Annotated in this window: 16 protein-coding genes; 2 read left to right on the top strand and 14 right to left on the bottom strand. The window is 73.0% G+C overall.

Annotation, left to right across the window (positions count from 1 at the left end; all coding sequences use genetic code 11):
- Positions 1-36: 36 nt before the first annotated feature.
- From lgt to ACNYS0_RS29615, 10 genes are all read right to left on the bottom strand, one after another.
- Positions 37-963: a prolipoprotein diacylglyceryl transferase gene (lgt, locus tag ACNYS0_RS29660; protein WP_422477787.1), complete on the bottom strand. Its 927-nt coding sequence runs from the start codon at positions 961-963 to the stop codon at positions 37-39.
- Positions 964-1,036: 73 nt separating this feature from the next.
- A complete protein-coding gene (locus tag ACNYS0_RS29655; RefSeq protein ID WP_422477785.1) occupies positions 1,037-1,813 on the bottom strand; it encodes a DsbA family protein in 777 nt (258 codons plus the stop codon).
- 95 nt (positions 1,814-1,908) lie between these two features.
- A complete protein-coding gene (gene trpA, locus ACNYS0_RS29650) occupies positions 1,909-2,724 on the bottom strand; it encodes a tryptophan synthase subunit alpha (RefSeq protein ID WP_422477783.1) in 816 nt (271 codons plus the stop codon).
- Positions 2,721-4,007 (bottom strand): tryptophan synthase subunit beta, encoded by a 1,287-nt coding sequence (gene trpB, locus ACNYS0_RS29645; RefSeq protein ID WP_422477781.1) that lies wholly within the window; start codon positions 4,005-4,007, stop codon positions 2,721-2,723. The genes trpA and trpB overlap by 4 nt, the downstream gene beginning before the upstream one ends.
- Before the next feature lie 178 nt (positions 4,008-4,185).
- Positions 4,186-4,332, bottom strand: a complete 147-nt coding sequence (gene trpM, locus ACNYS0_RS29640; protein WP_422477779.1) for a tryptophan biosynthesis modulator TrpM — start codon at positions 4,330-4,332, stop codon at positions 4,186-4,188.
- 10 nt (positions 4,333-4,342) lie between these two features.
- Positions 4,343-5,149 (bottom strand): indole-3-glycerol phosphate synthase TrpC, encoded by an 807-nt coding sequence (gene trpC / locus ACNYS0_RS29635; protein WP_422406764.1) that lies wholly within the window; start codon positions 5,147-5,149, stop codon positions 4,343-4,345.
- A 125-nt stretch (positions 5,150-5,274) separates the two neighbouring features.
- Positions 5,275-5,748 carry a DUF2752 domain-containing protein gene (locus tag ACNYS0_RS29630; RefSeq protein ID WP_422477777.1) on the bottom strand — a complete coding sequence of 158 codons (474 nt, stop codon included), beginning with the start codon at positions 5,746-5,748 and terminating at the stop codon, positions 5,275-5,277.
- A gap of 97 nt (positions 5,749-5,845) precedes the next feature.
- A complete protein-coding gene (locus ACNYS0_RS29625) occupies positions 5,846-6,097 on the bottom strand; it encodes an HGxxPAAW family protein (protein ID WP_422477775.1) in 252 nt (83 codons plus the stop codon).
- A gap of 105 nt (positions 6,098-6,202) precedes the next feature.
- Complete coding sequence (locus ACNYS0_RS29620) at positions 6,203-6,847, bottom strand: TIGR02234 family membrane protein (protein ID WP_422477773.1); 645 nt, start codon at positions 6,845-6,847, stop codon at positions 6,203-6,205.
- Between the two features lie 71 nt (positions 6,848-6,918).
- Positions 6,919-8,391 carry an anthranilate synthase component I gene (locus ACNYS0_RS29615; RefSeq protein ID WP_422477771.1) on the bottom strand — a complete coding sequence of 491 codons (1,473 nt, stop codon included), beginning with the start codon at positions 8,389-8,391 and terminating at the stop codon, positions 6,919-6,921.
- A gap of 78 nt (positions 8,392-8,469) precedes the next feature.
- Between ACNYS0_RS29615 and ACNYS0_RS29610 the strand changes: the two genes are divergently transcribed.
- Positions 8,470-8,964, top strand: a complete 495-nt coding sequence (locus ACNYS0_RS29610) for a hypothetical protein (protein WP_422477769.1) — start codon at positions 8,470-8,472, stop codon at positions 8,962-8,964.
- Here the strand turns inward: ACNYS0_RS29610 and hisI are convergent.
- Positions 8,945-9,322: a phosphoribosyl-AMP cyclohydrolase gene (gene hisI / locus ACNYS0_RS29605; RefSeq protein WP_422477767.1), complete on the bottom strand. Its 378-nt coding sequence runs from the start codon at positions 9,320-9,322 to the stop codon at positions 8,945-8,947. The genes ACNYS0_RS29610 and hisI overlap by 20 nt on opposite strands.
- Before the next feature lie 71 nt (positions 9,323-9,393).
- On the opposite strand from hisI, the gene ACNYS0_RS29600 reads away from it, so the two are divergent.
- Positions 9,394-10,029 carry a TIGR03085 family metal-binding protein gene (locus ACNYS0_RS29600; RefSeq protein WP_422477765.1) on the top strand — a complete coding sequence of 212 codons (636 nt, stop codon included), beginning with the start codon at positions 9,394-9,396 and terminating at the stop codon, positions 10,027-10,029.
- Here ACNYS0_RS29600 and ACNYS0_RS29595 read toward each other — a convergent pair.
- From ACNYS0_RS29595 to bdeA, 3 genes are all read right to left on the bottom strand, one after another.
- The gene (locus ACNYS0_RS29595) at positions 10,001-11,257 is read right to left on the bottom strand and encodes a PucR family transcriptional regulator (protein WP_422477763.1); all 1,257 of its coding nucleotides are present in this window, start codon (positions 11,255-11,257) and stop codon (positions 10,001-10,003) included. The two genes, ACNYS0_RS29600 and ACNYS0_RS29595, sit on opposite strands and share 29 nt — an antisense overlap.
- Before the next feature lie 102 nt (positions 11,258-11,359).
- A complete protein-coding gene (locus ACNYS0_RS29590; RefSeq protein WP_422477761.1) occupies positions 11,360-13,315 on the bottom strand; it encodes a LuxR C-terminal-related transcriptional regulator in 1,956 nt (651 codons plus the stop codon).
- 126 nt (positions 13,316-13,441) lie between these two features.
- Entirely contained in the window at positions 13,442-14,374 is a 933-nt protein-coding gene (gene bdeA, locus ACNYS0_RS29585; protein ID WP_422477759.1) for a bis(hydroxyethyl) terephthalate hydrolase, read from the bottom strand.
- Positions 14,375-14,494 lie beyond the last annotated feature (120 nt).

Here is a 14,494-nt window from a genome sequence, read left to right as displayed (position 1 = left end):
GGTCCGGCGCCCTCTTTGACGTACAGCAGAGGACCGTCAGGTCTTCTTGGCCTCGGCCCCGTCCTTGGCCCCGTCCTTGGTCTCGTTCTTCGCGAGGTCGACGTCGTCCTTGACGTCGCCGTCCCGCTCGGCGGCCGCGTCCTCGGAGGCGCCCGGCTCGACGACCTCTTCGCGTCCCGGCCGCTTCTTCGCCGACACCACCATGTAGATCACGGCGAGCAGGAAGACGACCAGCGCCGTCCAGCAGTTGAGCCGCAGGCCGAAGATGTGGTGCGCGTCGTCCACGCGCATGTACTCGATCCAGAAGCGGCCGACGCAGTACGACGCGACGTACAGCGCGAACGCCCGCCCGTGTCCGAGCCGGAACTTCCGGTCGGCCCAGATGACGAGCAGCGCGACGCCGATGCACCACAGCGACTCGTACAGGAACGTCGGGTGGTAGGTGCCCGGCACCCGCCCGTCCGTGTCCGAGGTGATCTTGAGGGCCCACGGCACGTCGGTGGCGCGGCCGTACAGCTCCTGGTTGAACCAGTTGCCCCAGCGGCCGATGGCCTGGGCGAGGGCGATGCCGGGCGCGATGGCGTCGGCGTAGGCCGGCAGCGGGACGCCGCGGCGGCGGGCCCCGATCCAGGCGCCGACCGCGCCGAGCGCGATGGCGCCCCAGATACCGAGGCCTCCCTCCCAGACCTTGAAGGCGTCCACCCAGTCACGGCCCTCGCTGAAGTACAGCTCGTAGTCCGTGATCACGTGGTAGAGGCGACCGCCGACCAGGCCGAAGGGCACCGCCCAGACGGCGATGTCGGCGACCGTGCCGGCCCGCCCGCCGCGGGCGACCCAGCGCCGGTTGCCGAGCCAGACGGCCACGAAGACGCCGATGATGATGCAGAACGCGTAGCCGCGCAGCGGAATGGGTCCGAGATAGACCACTCCGCGCTCGGGGCTGGGAATGAAGGCAAGTTCCATGGCAGGTCCGACGCTACCGTGCCGGGCCGCGGGCACGACGGGCAGCCCGGCAACGGCTGAGTAACGGCTCCGACTACTTGTTCGCCTCCTCGACCATCTTCTTGAACTTGGCCGGGGTCAGGGTCTGGTCGCTCAGGATGTCCTTGCCGTTGAGCCGGACCGTCGGCGTCCCGTTGAACTTCGCGGCCTGGAAGGCCTTGTACGACTTGTTCACCCAGCTGTCGTGCGTGCCCTTGTTCACACAGGACTTGAACGTGCCCGTGTCGAGGCCGCCGACCTTTCCGGCGAGCTCGATCAGCTTGTCGTTCTTCGCGAAGGCGTCGTCGGTTTCCTCGGGCTGGTTCTCGAACAGCACGTCGTGGTAGTCGCGGAACTTCCCCGCGTCCTGCGCGCAGCCCGCGGCGTTGGCCGCGCGGAGCGAGCCGGTGCCCTGCATGTTCGAGTCGATCAGCGTGACGAGGTGGTAATTGACCTTCAGCTCACCCGCGTCGGCGAGTTCGTGGATCGTCGAGCGGTAGGTGTCCTCGAAGGTCTTGCAGGCGGGGCAGCGGAAGTCCTCCCACACTTCGAGCGTCGACTTCGCGCCGGCCTTGCCGACGGGGATCGCCAGCTCGTCCTTGCCGGCGGCGCCCTTCGGCGCGACCACGGGCCCCGAGGCCGCGTCCCCCGAACTGTCGTCGCCCGAATTCGCGGCGACCACCCCGATCACCGCGGCCAGGCCGAGCACACACACCACGGTCGCGCCCACGATCAATGTCCTGCGCCGCTTCTCAGCGGTCTTCTGCTTCTGGCGCTCGGCGGCTAGGCGTTCGCGGGCCGCGCGCTTTCCCTCTCGGTTCTTCTCGCTCACACATGCGCCAACGAACCGGGAAGGCACGAGCGTGCCTCCCCGGTCCGGTTTCCATCCGTATGGGTGACGTAACTCCCTGTTACTACGGGTGGTTTCTAGCCCTTGTCCCGTACGCCCGCGGCGAGTTCACCGGCGAGGGCGCGCACCGCCTCGAGACCGGCCTTCTCGTCCGGGGCGTCCAGCATCCGCTTCACGAACGCCGAGCCGACGATGACGCCGTCGGCGAAGCCGGCGACCTCCTTGGCCTGCTTCGCGTTGGAGACGCCGAGGCCCACGCAGACCGGGAGGTCGGTGGTGGCCTTGGTGCGCTCGACGAGCTCCTTGGCCTGGTTGCCGACGGACTCGCGGGTTCCGGTGACGCCCATCAGGGACGCCGCGTACACGAAGCCCGAACCGGCCGCCGTGATGGTGGCGAGGCGCGCGTCCTTGCTGCTGGGGGCGACGACGAAGACGGTCGCGAGGCCGTGCTTGTCGGCGTGCTCGCGCCACACGGCCGACTCCTGCACGGGCAGGTCGGGCAGGATGCAGCCCGCCCCGCCCGCCTCGGCGAGCTCGGCGGTGAACCGCTCGATGCCGTAGCGGTCGATGGGGTTCCAGTACGTCATGACGAGGACCGGCTTCCCGGTGGCCTCGTGGGCCTCGCGGACCGTCCGCATGACGTCCTTGATCTTCAGGCCGCCGCGCAGCGCGATGTCGTCGGCGGTCTGGATGACCGGGCCGTCGAGGACGGGGTCGGAGTGCGGCAGGCCCACCTCGACCACGTCGGCGCCGCCGTCGAAGGCGGCCTTGACCGCCTCGATGCCGCCGTCGACGGTCGGGAAACCGGCGGGCAGGTAGGCGATGAGGGCGGAGCGGCCCTCGGCCTTGGCGCCGGCCAGGGTGTCGTTCAGCAGCTGAATGTTCCCGCTCACTTGGCGTCTCCCTCGATCTCGGCCACCTCGGCGTCGGCGTTCGCGGCCACGGCGCCGTCCGTGCCGTACAGGCCGAAGTAGCGCGCGGCCGTGTCCATGTCCTTGTCGCCGCGCCCGGACAGGTTGATGATGATCAGCCCGTCCTTGCCCAGCTCCTTGCCGACGTCGAGGGCGCCCGCGAGGGCGTGCGCCGACTCGATGGCCGGGATGATGCCCTCGGTCTGCGAGAGCAGGCGCAGGGCCTGCATCGCGGCGTCGTCCGTGACCGCGCGGTACTCGCCGCGCCCCGAGTCCTTGAGGTAGGCGTGCTCCGGGCCGATGCCCGGGTAGTCGAGGCCCGCCGAGATCGAGTACGGCTCGGTGATCTGGCCCTCCTCGTCCTGGAGGACGTAGGAGCGGGAGCCGTGCAGGATGCCGGGCTCGCCCGCGCTGAGCGTCGACGCGTGCTCGCCGGTCTCGATGCCGTGCCCGGCCGGCTCGCAGCCGATCAGGCGGACGTCGGCGTCCGGGATGAACGCGTGGAACAGGCCGATGGCGTTGGAGCCGCCGCCGACGCAGGCGATCGCGGCGTCGGGAAGGCGGCCGACGCGCTCCAGGATCTGGCGGCGCGCCTCGACGCCGATGACCCGGTGGAAGTCGCGGACCATGGCCGGGAACGGGTGCGGGCCCGCGACCGTGCCGAACAGGTAGTGCGTGTTGTCGACGTTGGCGACCCAGTCGCGGAACGCCTCGTTGATGGCGTCCTTGAGGGTGCGGGAGCCGGACTTCACGGCCTCGACCTCGGCGCCGAGCATCCGCATCCGGGCCACGTTCAGGGCCTGGCGCTCGGTGTCGATCTCGCCCATGTAGATCTTGCACTCGAGGCCGAGCAGCGCGCAGGCGGTGGCCGTGGCGACGCCGTGCTGGCCCGCGCCGGTCTCGGCGATGACGCGGGTCTTGCCCATCCGCTTGGTGAGCAGGGCCTGGCCGAGCACGTTGTTGATCTTGTGCGAGCCGGTGTGGTTCAGGTCCTCGCGCTTGAGGAAGACGCGGGCGCCACCTGCGTGCTCGGCGAACCGGGGCACCTCGGTGAGGGCGCTCGGGCGGCCCGTGTAGTTGACGAGCAGGTCGTCGAGCTCGGCGGCGAACGCCGGGTCGTTCTTGGCCTTGTCGTACTCGACGGCGACCTCGTCCACGGCGGCCACGAGGGCCTCCGGGATGAACTTGCCGCCGAACGCGCCGAAGTAGCCCTCGGCGCTCGGGATGTGACCCTCGGGGTCGGGAATGAAGTATTCGCTGGGCATGCGTAACCCTCACGGTGAGTTGGGTGTGACTGGTCGCCGTGGGGGGCGTGGGTGACCGCGCAGCACGTTCCCGCGCCCCTTGCTGGGGCCAAGGTACGTACTGGATCGCGGACGTCGGCGCTTGCTCGCTCGCGCCCGCGCGGCGGTGGCCGCCGGTTGTCAGGTAGGACCCGCGCCCCTAAAGGGCGCCTCGCCATCGCATGCCTTGGATCTGGCCGGGCTCCGCGCCGATGTGGTACCTGACCCGCCTGCCGCGCACACGGCGCGCCGGGGCCCGGCAGCCGCGGGGGCGGCAACCGGGTGCGAGGCGGGAGGCGATCGGCATGGCGGTGAGTTTACCGCCCGTGGCGCAGGGCCGGGTGCGCGCCCGCCGCGACGAGGTCGGCGACGGCGGACTTCGGGTCGCGGCCGGTCACCAGGGACTCGCCGACGAGGACGGCGTCCGCGCCCGCGTTGGCGTACGCGATCAGGTCGTGCGGGCCGCGCACGCCGGACTCGGCCACCTTGACGATGTGGTCCGGGATGTCCGGGGCGACGCGCTCGAAGACGCCGCGGTCGACCGAGAGGTCCTTGAGGTTGCGGGTGTTGATGCCGATGACCTTGGCCCCGGCGTCGACCGCGCGCTCCACCTCGTCCTCGTCGTGCGCCTCGACGAGCGGGGTGAGGCCGATGGACACGGCGCGCTCGATGAGGGACTCAAGGGCGGGCTGCTCCAGGGCCGCGACGATCAGCAGCGCGAGGTCGGCGCCGTACGCGCGGGCCTCCCACAGCTGGTACGAGGTGACGATGAAGTCCTTGCGCAGGACCGGGATGTCGACCTTGGCGCGGACGGCCTCCAGGTCGGCGAGCGAGCCGCCGAAGCGGCGCTGCTCGGTGAGGACGGAGATGACGGAGGCGCCGCCCGCCTCGTAGTCGGCGGCGAGCGCGGCGGGGTCGGCGATCGCGGCGAGCGCGCCCTTGGAGGGGCTGGACCGCTTGACCTCGCAGATCACCTTGACGCCGTCGCCCTTGAGCGCGGCGACCCCGTCCTTGGCCGGGCGAGCCTTCGCCGCGCGCTCCTTGAGCTCGTCGAGGCTGACGCGCGCCTGCCGCTCCGCAAGGTCGGCACGGACTCCGTCGATGATCTCGTCGAGCACACTCACGCGAGCGGACTCCTTTCCGGGCATCCCCTGGGTGTTCATCTGGTCCTTGTGAATGGTATCCGTCGAAGGGCGAAGGTCCCGCATCCGGTTGACGTCGGTCCCACTACCTGGACAGATGCAGTTGATCAAGGGCTTAGGAAGCCACCGAACGGCAGGTTCCGGACAACGGTGAAAGCGAGTACGACCCCGCCGACGACCCACAGCTGCGCGCGGCCGAGCGCGAAGCTCACGGCCCGGCCGCGGGCCGCCCGTACGGCCCACACGGTCCACACCACGGCGAACAGCGCGTAGCCGACGACGGCGAGGGCATTGGCGCCGAGCGCGCCCGTGAGGTCCCCGTGCGCGACCGCGTGGGCGCTGCGCAGGCCGCCGCAGCCGGGGCAGTAGGCGCCGGTGAGCTGGAGGAAGGGGCAGGCCGGGTAGTGGCCCGGTTCGTTCGGGTCGACGGCGCCCACATAGGCGAACGCGAGGGCGACCCCGCCCAGCACGCCGAGCGGGACCGCGAGCCGGCGCAGGGCGCCGAAGCGGGCGGGGGCGGTGTCGGTGCCGGGCTCGGCATCGGTGTCGGTCGTCTCCACGGTCACCCGTGAATTCTGCATCCGCGGGCCCCGGACCGCTCCCCGGGAAACACGAAAGGGGCGGTGCAGCCGGTCGGTCGGCCGCTCCGCCCCTCTCGCGGGTCTACTGTACGAGGACTCAGGCCTCGGAGCCCGCGGGCTGCGCCGCCGCGGTGGACTTGAGCTGGAGCTCGGCACGCTTCGGCTTGCCCATGCCCATGGCGCTCATCGCGCCGCCGACGATCGCGGCGATCGCCAGGAGGGCCATGCCGGCCCAGAAACCGGCGACGTTGCCCATCACCATGAAGGCGCCCGCGACACAGAACCCGATGAAGGCGATGATGACACCGGTCCAGGCGGCCGGGGTGTGTCCGTGGCTGCTGTCCGCCATGGCTTGCTCCTCGTTGCTTATGGCCTATGCGTACGCATGGCGTACGACGTTCCTGTCTATTGTCCCGCACTCGCACGCGAGTGCGGGAGGCGGGGTCCGGGGCCGCTAGGCGCCGGTCGGGTCCTCGCCGCGGTCGAGGGCCTTCCACAGCTCCTCGGGGCGGTCCGGGTCCACGGCCTTGCGGCGGGTCCGCGGGGCGCCGGAGCGCTCGTAGCGGCCTCCCATCGACGGCCAAGCCGCGCCGTACACCACGGCGAGGATCCCGGCGATCAGGATGAGCGCGCCGCCCGCCGCGGAGACGTACGGCCACGGGGTGCTGCTGAGCGCGTGGATGGTCGCGGAGGCGTCTCCGGCGGCCTGCGCCGCCTTCTCGTCGAGCGCGGCGCTGTCGCCCGCGCCGAACACGGCGGCGGCGACGGCGCCCGCCCCGCTGAGCGCGAGCAGGAGGGCGACCAGGACGCGGCCGACCTTGCGGACCGCGAACACGGCGACGAGCGCGGCGAGCCCGACTATGGCGAGGGCCGCGGGGACGCCCGTGACGTCGCTGCCCTTCGCGGTCAGCGGCAGCTTGCCGCCGGCGACCGCGGCCACACCGGAGCACCACTCCTGCCGGGAGGCGAGCAGGGCGATGGCGGCTCCCGCGGCCCCGCAGAGCAGGGCGACGGCGAGGCTGCGCCGGCCGTTCGGCGAGGAAGCAGCAGGCTCGGCGGCATCGGTACGGGGGTGCGGTACAGCAGTCACGTACTCCACTATCGCCCCTGTGCGCGGGTTTGCGTGAGCCGGGGCCCGGAGTCGTGCGTCACGTCACAGGGCGTTCCGCGTCACATCCGGTTCGCGGTGTGCACGGCGCGCAGTACCGCCGCCGCCTTGTTGCGGCACTCGGTGTCCTCGGCGACCGGGTCGGAGTCGGCGACGACGCCCGCGCCCGCCTGCACGTACGCGGTGCCCTCGCGCAGCAGCGCGGTGCGGATCGCGATGGCGGTGTCGGAGTCCCCGGCGAAGTCGAGGTAGCCGACGCAGCCGCCGTAGACGCCACGCCGTGACGGCTCCAGCTCGTCGATGATCTGGAGCGCGCGCGGCTTCGGGGCGCCGGACAGGGTGCCGGCCGGGAAGCAGGAGGTCAGCACGTCGAAGGCGGTGTGGCCCTCGGCGACCTGCCCGGTCACCGTGGACACGATGTGCATGACGTGCGAGTACTTCTCGATGTTCATGAAGTCGACGACCTCGACGGAGCCCGGCTCGCAGACCCGCCCCAGGTCGTTGCGCCCGAGGTCGACGAGCATCAGGTGCTCGGCCCGCTCCTTGGGATCGCCGAGCAGTTCCTCGGCGAGGTCGTGGTCCTCCTGCGGCGTCGCGCCGCGCGGCCTGGTCCCGGCGATCGGGTGCACCATGGCGCGCCCGTCCTCGACCTTGACGAGGGCCTCGGGCGAGGAGCCGACGACGTCGAATCCGTCGAAGCGGAACAGGTACATGTACGGGGACGGGTTCGTGGCCCGCAGCACCCGGTAGACGTCCAACGCGCTCGCGGTGCAAGGGGTTTCGAAGCGCTGGGACGGCACGACCTGGAAGGCCTCGCCCGCCCGGATGCGCTCCTTGATGTCCTCGACGGCGTCCTGGTACTGCTTGCCGCCCCACAGGGCGGTGAACTCCGGGACCTCGGACGGCGGGAGGGCCGTCGGGGCCGTCTCGACCGGCTTCGCGAGGTCGGACTCCATGGCGTCGAGGCGGGCGACGGCGTCGGCGTAGGCCTCGTCGACGCCGGTCTCCAGGTCGTTGTGGTTGATCGCGTTGGCGATCAGCAGGACGGATCCGTCCCAGTGGTCGAGCACGGCGAGGTCGCTGGTGAGCAGCATCGTCAGCTCGGGCAGCTTGAGGTCGTCGCGCTCCCCCGGGCCGACCTTCTCCAGGCGGCGCACGATGTCGTAGCCGAGGTAGCCGACCATGCCGCCGGTGAACGGGGGCAGGCCCTCGTAGCGCGGGGTGTGCAGCGCCTGCACGGTGGCGCGCAGGGCGGCGAGCGGGTCGCCGTCGACCGGGACGCCGACGGGCGGCGTGCCCAGCCAGTGGGCCTGCCCGTCGCGCTCGGTCAGCGTGCCGGCGGAGCGCACGCCGACGAACGAATAGCGGGACCAGGAGCGGCCGTTCTCCGCGGACTCCAGGAGGAACGTGCCGGGCCGCTCGCCGGCGAGCTTGCGGTAGAGGCCGACGGGCGTGTCGCCGTCCGCGAGGAGCTTGCGGCTGACAGGGATCACTCGGCGGTCGGTCGCGAGCTTGCGGAAGGTCTCGAGGTCCATGGCAGGAGCCTACTTCCGTCCGGGGGACGTCCCGCGCGCCTGGTCGAGGGGTGGACGGCGCCCCGCTAGAAGGGAGCGGTGACGAAGACCAAGAGCCACCGGAATCCCCGTACGACGAGCGCCCTGTCCGGGTTCGCCCTCGCCGCGGTCGCCGCGACCGCGCTGACCGGCGCCGCGCCCGCCCCCGACGACTGGGCCGCGCCCGCGCCCCGCGACGTCGAGGCGCGGGTGCGGGCCGCGGGCCTGGAGATGCTCGACTCCGAGAAGCTGACCATGCACATCCACCCCCACCTCACCGTGTACGCGGGCGGCCGTCAGGTGACCGTCCCCGCGGACATCGGCATCGACCGCTCCGGCGAGCAGCCCCGCTTCAGCCCGCTGCACACGCACGACACCAGCGGCACCGTGCACGTGGAGTCGGCCCAGTGGAAGGACTTCACGCTCGGCCAGTTCCTCACCGAGTGGGGTGTGCGCCCCACGTGCCGGGCCGAGGTCGACGGGAACCCGGTGGCCGGGGACCCCGCCCGGATCATCTTCCGGGACCGTCAGGAGATCACGCTGCGCTGTCGCTGACCGGCAGCTCGTCGCGGTCGAAGCAGGTCCGGGCGCCGGTGTGGCAGGCGGCGCCCACCTGGTCGACCTTCACGAGCACGGTGTCGGCGTCGCAGTCGAGGGCGACCGACTTCACGTGCTGGAAGTGGCCCGAGGTGTCGCCCTTGACCCAGTACTCCTGGCGGCTGCGCGACCAGTAGGTGCAGCGTCCTGTGGTCAGGGTGCGGTGCAGCGCCTCGTCGTCCATCCAGCCGAGCATGAGCACCTCGCCGGTGTCGTACTGCTGGGCGATGGCGGGGACCAGGCCGTCGGCGCTCCGCTTGAGGCGGGCGGCGATGGCCGGGTCGAGGCTGCTGCTGGGTACGGGCGCGCTGGTCATGGGGACCATTGTGCCGCGCCGAGTCGCACGTCCACTGTCCGGTGCGGCGCGGCCGGTCGTAGGCTGGCGGCATGTCGACCCATGCCAAGCGTGAACGACTTCTGCTCGCCGATCTGTTGGAGGCCTCCGGGCCGGACGCCCCCACGCTGTGTGAGGGCTGGAACACCCGGGACCTCGCGGCGCACGTGGTGGTGCGCGAGCGCCGCCCGGACGCCGCGGGCGGCCTGCTCGTCAAACAGCTCGCGTCGCGCCTCGAGCGGGTGCAGGCCGAGTTCGCGGAGAAGCCGTACGAGGAGCTGATCCAGCTGATCCGCACGGGGCCGCCGCGGTTCTCGCCGTTCTCGCTCAAGCAGATCGACGAGGCGTCGAACGCGATCGAGTTCTACGTGCACACCGAGGACGTCCGCCGTGCGCAGCCCGACTGGACGCCGCGCGAGCTCGACCCGGTCTTCGCCGACGTCCTGTGGTCGCGCCTGGAGCGGATGGCGCGGGTGATGGGCCGCAAGGCGCCCGTCGGCCTGGTGCTGCGCCGCCCGGACGGCCAGACGGCGGTGGCCCACCGCGGCGTCCCCGTGGTCACGGTCACGGGCGCGCCCGCGGAGCTGGTGATGTTCGCGTTCGGCCGGCAGGAGGCGGCGGACGTGGAGATGGACGGCGAGAAGTCGGCGATCGAGCGGCTCACGGAGACGAAGGCGCTGGGCCTCTGACCGCCTGAGGTGCCGGCCGGTACGCGCTGAGGGCCAGTCCCAGTTCGACGAGGTCGGTGGGGCGGGCGAGGCTGCGTCCCGTGAGCTGCTCGCAGCGGCGCAGCCGGTTCAGGACCGTGTTGCGGTGGCAGTAGAGGCGGGCGGCGGCGCGCTGCGCGGAGCCGTCGCAGTCCAGCCAGGCCGTCAGCGTGTCGAGCAGCAGGGTCCGGTCGGCAGGCGGCAGGGCGAGCAGCGGGCCGAGCACGCGGTCGGTGAGGAGCTGGCCGAGCGCGGGCGCGGCGGCGACGAGCGCGGCGGGCAGCTGCTCGTCCAGGAGCACGGTGCCGCCGTCCTGCGGGCAGATGCGCAGCGCGGTCTCGGCGAACCGCCGGGCGCCGCCCACCGCGGCGAGCCCTTCGACGGCGGGGCTGACGCCGACGCGCAGTCCGGGCCTCGGGCGGCAGAACTCCCGTAGTGCCGCGGTGAGTTGATCCACGCCCAGCGCGCCGAGCGCCACGATGGCGCGTTCGGTGTCGGCGGCGGTGTGCCAGACGGCCCGTGCGGCGCCCGGCAGGGTGGGCCGCGGGGCGCCCCGGCCGCCGCCGACGGCGATCAGCACCGCGTACCGGCCGCTCTCCGGCAGGTCGAGCGCGGTGGCGGCGTCCGGCAGGTCGGCGATGCGGAGCGCGCCGTCGAGGAGGGCGGCGGCCATCAGACGGCGCCGGTTCTCGCGCCTCCAGGTGAGTTCGCGCTCGGCGCGCCGGTAGGACTCGGCGACGTGGGTGCAGTGCTCGTCGACGAAGTTCCACACGTCGACGGCGAGATGGACCAGGAGGTGCGCGTCCTCGGGATGCCGCAGGGTCACCTCGTCGACGAGCGCCTGCCAGACCAGGGCGCCACCGAGCCGGAAGGCGTGCGACACGGCGTCGAGCGGGAAGCCGCGGGCCGCGCGGTCGGCGCCGATCCGGGCGGAGCAGGCGCGGGCGGCGTCCCGGTTGCGCGGCGGATCGAGCAGCGAGGCGACGCTGTGCCGCAACGAGCGCTGGATCTCCGCGCGTACGTCGGCGGGGTCGGCCTCGATGGCGGCGCGGTAGGCCGGTTCCTGCTCGTACAGCTCGGCCGCCAACCGGTCGGTGAGCGCGGGGAGTTGGCCGAGGAGTGGCCGCGCGGCGCGCCGCAGCACGGCGACCGCGTCCGACCCTGCGCCGGCCCGAGCGGGAGGTCGGGGACGTACGAGATGCGCGGGCATGGCAGTCCTCCACGGCTCGGCTCACGAGTCCGCAGAATGACATACCGTCTGGTCGGTCTCCAGCCCCCGGAAGAAATGCGCAGGTCACCGTGTGCCCGCGCCTCAGGTTTCCGTGCGGTCCACCAAGCGGGCCAGTTCGACGCGGGAGCGGATGCCGAGCTGCGCGAAGACGTTGCGCAGGTGGTGGTCCACCGTGCGGGGGCTCACCGAGAGGCGACGGGCGACCTCACGGTTGGTGTCGCCGTGCGCGACGCGGCGGGCGATGCGCAACTGCTGGGGCGTCAACTCGGCCAGCCTGCCCGGTGCTTCACCCTCCGTCGCCGACTCCCCCGTGGCGCGCAGTTCGGCGCCCGCCTGCGCCGCCCAGACCGTCGCGCCGCACCGCTCGAAGGCGACCAGGGCGTCCCGCAGCACCGTGCGGGCCCGCGCCGGGCGCCGGGTACGGCGCAGCCACTTGCCGTAGAGGGCGAGGGTGCGGGCCCGCTCGAAGTCGCCGCCCGCCCGCTCGTGCCGGGCCAGGGACTCCTCGAAGCGGGACTCGGCCGTCGCCGGATCGCCCGCAGCCAACAGGGCCCGGCAGCGCGCGAGTTGCGCGGGGGCGAGCGGGTCGTGGCCGCGCTCGACCCACACCGTGAACGCGCCGACCGCGGCCTCGGCCCCGCCCGGCTCGCCCGCGAGCACCGCCGCCTCCACCAGACAGGGCACGGCCAGCATCCGGATGCCGAAGTGCCCCTGCCGGGGCCCTTGTCCGACGAGTGGTCCGAGCCGGGCGGCGGCGCGGGCCGCGTCGCCGCGCGCCAGGTCCGCGCGGGCCAGGGCCCATTGGGCGAGCGTCGCGGCCTGCGCGAGCCCGTGCCGGGCGGCGACGTGCTGCGCGGCGGCCGCGTGCCGGGCGACGGTGTCGACGTCGCGGTCGAGCGAGGCGACGAGGGCGAGGACGGCGTGCTGGTGCGCGAGCACGTTGCGCTGCCCCGCAGCGAGCGCGGCCCGCACGCCCTCCTCGGCGTGGGCGCGGGCGCGGACGTGCCGCCCCGAGCGCAGCTCACCGTAGGCGAGCAGTTCCAGGGCGCGCGGCAGTTCGGCAGCCGCGTCCCGGTCCCGCGCGGCCGCGAGCGCACGGCTGCCCAGGCGGCAGGCCGGCTCCACGTCCCCGGCGACGAGGGCGGCGGCACCGGCCCGCAGCAGCACCCCCGGCTCCCGCTCCCCGGCCGAGCGCGCCACGACCCGCCGCAACGCGACCCGCCCGATCCCGGCGCGCGCTCCGAGGGACGCTGCCATGCCGACCCGGTAGTCGAAGGCGGAGAGCGCGGAGTCCGCCGTACGCGCCCGGCCACCGTGCTCGACCGCCTCCCGGTACCCCCGCGCGTCCCCCAGCGCCCAGGCCGCCTCCGCCGCGCCGAGGCGCGCTTCGAGGGCGGCCGGTTCGGCGCACAGGCGGGCCGCCAGCAGGAGGGACTCACGGGCGTCCGCCACCGGACCGTCCCGCAGCGCCAGCAGGCCGCGGACCAGCGCGGCCCGGCCACGCAGGGCGTCCGAACCCGCCAAGCCGCCCACCTGGCCGATGAGTTCGCGTGCCCGGTGCGGGCGGCCCGCGAGGCGCGCGTGGTCCGCCGCCGCGAGCAGGCGCTCGGCGCGGACCGCCGGGTCGTCGGCGAGGCGTGCCGCGTGGGCGAGCGCCGTGCAGCGCTCACCGTGGGGCGCGTCCTGCGCCGCGGCCAGTTCCGCACCGAGGGCCGGGTCCGGGTAGGCCGCGCCGAGCGAGCGGTGCAGCAGCCCCGCCGAGCGTTGCCGCTCCCGCGTCGCGGCGGCGGCGAGCAGCCGGTGCGCGGCCCTGCGCCGCTCCGGTTCCACGGCCTCGTACAGCCTGCGCCGCCCCGGCAGCCGCAGCCGGCCGTCGGGGCCGCGCCTCAGGCCCGCCCGCTCGGCCGCGTCCAGCGCGTCCGCGCCGAGCCCCGCCGCGGCAGCGGCCCGCAGCACGAGTCCCGCGTCGACGCCGGGCCCCTCGGGGTCGGCCTCGTACGCGGCGGCGGCAAGCAACAGGACGGTTCTTCCGCTCACTTGGCGCACGTTAGTGACCAACCGGCGCACGCGAAGCGCCGGTTGGGCGGGAACCCAACCGGCGCCTTCGTACGGTGTTCCAGCGCACAGGACGTCAGAACCTCAGGACGTCACGACATCACAACGTCACGACGTGTGCGGGCAGTTGCCCCGGTACTCCGCGATCGTCAGGCTCGAACTCGGCAGCGGGCAGAGGAACTGCTCGTACCGGGTGTCGTTGTCGATGAACCTCTTGAGCCACGAGATGCTGTACTTCGCGATCGTGGTGTTGGACGTGTTCGGCGTGAAGTGCGTGGCGCCGCGCAGCTCCAGATACGCCTTGTCCAGCGATCCCGGCAGGCTCTGGTAGAAGGGCTCGGAGTGCGTGGCGACCGGCGCGATGGTGTCGCCGTCGGCGCCCACGACGAGCGTCGGGGTCGTGACCTCGGGCCAGGTCTTGTCGAGGTTCCAGCCGGTCAGGGGGATCGCGGCCTGGAGCGAGGGCCGGCTCTTGGCGGCCTCCAGCGTGCCGCCGCCGCCCATGGAGTGGCCCATGACGCCGAGCCGGCTCGTGTCGATGCGGCTGCGCACCGAGCTCTGCTGGGTCAAGTAGTCGAGCGCGGACAGGAGTTGGCGGCCACGGCTGTCGGGCTGGTCGAGCGTCGTGTTGGTGTCGATGGTGAAGACGACGAAGCCCTGCGAGGCGAGGCGCGGGCCCAGCCAGGCGATGGACGACTGGTACGCCGTGTAGCCCGGCGAGATCGCGACGGCGCCGAACGTGCCGTCCGATGTCGACGTCGGGTAGTAGATGGTGCCGCCGCCGAAGCCGCTCACGCTCAGCGAGGAGACGGTGGTCTGTGAGACGGCGTAGGAGCCGCGCGAGGCCTCGATGCTGGAGACGGTCGGGGCGGGGCCGCGTTCGTAGGGGTTCTCGGCGGCCTGGGCGGTCAGGGTCTGCTGGGTGGCGAGACCGCCGAGGGCGAGGAGGGTGGCGAGTCCCGTACGGATGAGACGGGTTCGGAACTTGCTCGCGGCTCGCCTGGCGTGCACGGGGGGCGCCGCACTTCTGTGCTGCTGCACGATGACGCGTTCCTCTCGGAAGGGCGGAGCCCGTCCCGAGGGCGCCGCCGTGGTCACTGACAGCGACCACGGTGGCGCCGGTTCCGTCTCGCCCGCATCGGCGAAATCACCGGTCTCGCG

Source organism: Streptomyces anthophorae (assembly GCF_049310305.1).
Classification (GTDB): domain Bacteria; phylum Actinomycetota; class Actinomycetes; order Streptomycetales; family Streptomycetaceae; genus Streptomyces.
Note: the sequence above shows the minus strand (reverse complement) of the source record. Positions and strands in the feature narration are given on the sequence as shown.

What these genes read in the sequence shown, in the direction of transcription:
- ACNYS0_RS29615 (WP_422477771.1), bottom strand. Translation starts at nt 8,391, where the DNA reads ATGGACCTCGAGACCTTCCGCAAGCTCGCGACCGACCGCCGAGTGATC.
- lgt (WP_422477787.1), bottom strand. Translation starts at nt 963, where the DNA reads ATGGAACTTGCCTTCATTCCCAGCCCCGAGCGCGGAGTGGTCTATCTC.
- ACNYS0_RS29625 (WP_422477775.1), bottom strand. Translation starts at nt 6,097, where the DNA reads ATGGCGGACAGCAGCCACGGACACACCCCGGCCGCCTGGACCGGTGTC.
- trpB (WP_422477781.1), bottom strand. Translation starts at nt 4,007, where the DNA reads ATGCCCAGCGAATACTTCATTCCCGACCCCGAGGGTCACATCCCGAGC.
- hisI (WP_422477767.1), bottom strand. Translation starts at nt 9,322, where the DNA reads ATGACCAGCGCGCCCGTACCCAGCAGCAGCCTCGACCCGGCCATCGCC.
- ACNYS0_RS29595 (WP_422477763.1), bottom strand. Translation starts at nt 11,257, where the DNA reads ATGCCCGCGCATCTCGTACGTCCCCGACCTCCCGCTCGGGCCGGCGCA.
- ACNYS0_RS29630 (WP_422477777.1), bottom strand. Translation starts at nt 5,748, where the DNA reads ATGCAGAATTCACGGGTGACCGTGGAGACGACCGACACCGATGCCGAG.
- ACNYS0_RS29600 (WP_422477765.1), top strand. Translation starts at nt 9,394, where the DNA reads ATGTCGACCCATGCCAAGCGTGAACGACTTCTGCTCGCCGATCTGTTG.
- trpM (WP_422477779.1), bottom strand. Translation starts at nt 4,332, where the DNA reads ATGCCGATCGCCTCCCGCCTCGCACCCGGTTGCCGCCCCCGCGGCTGC.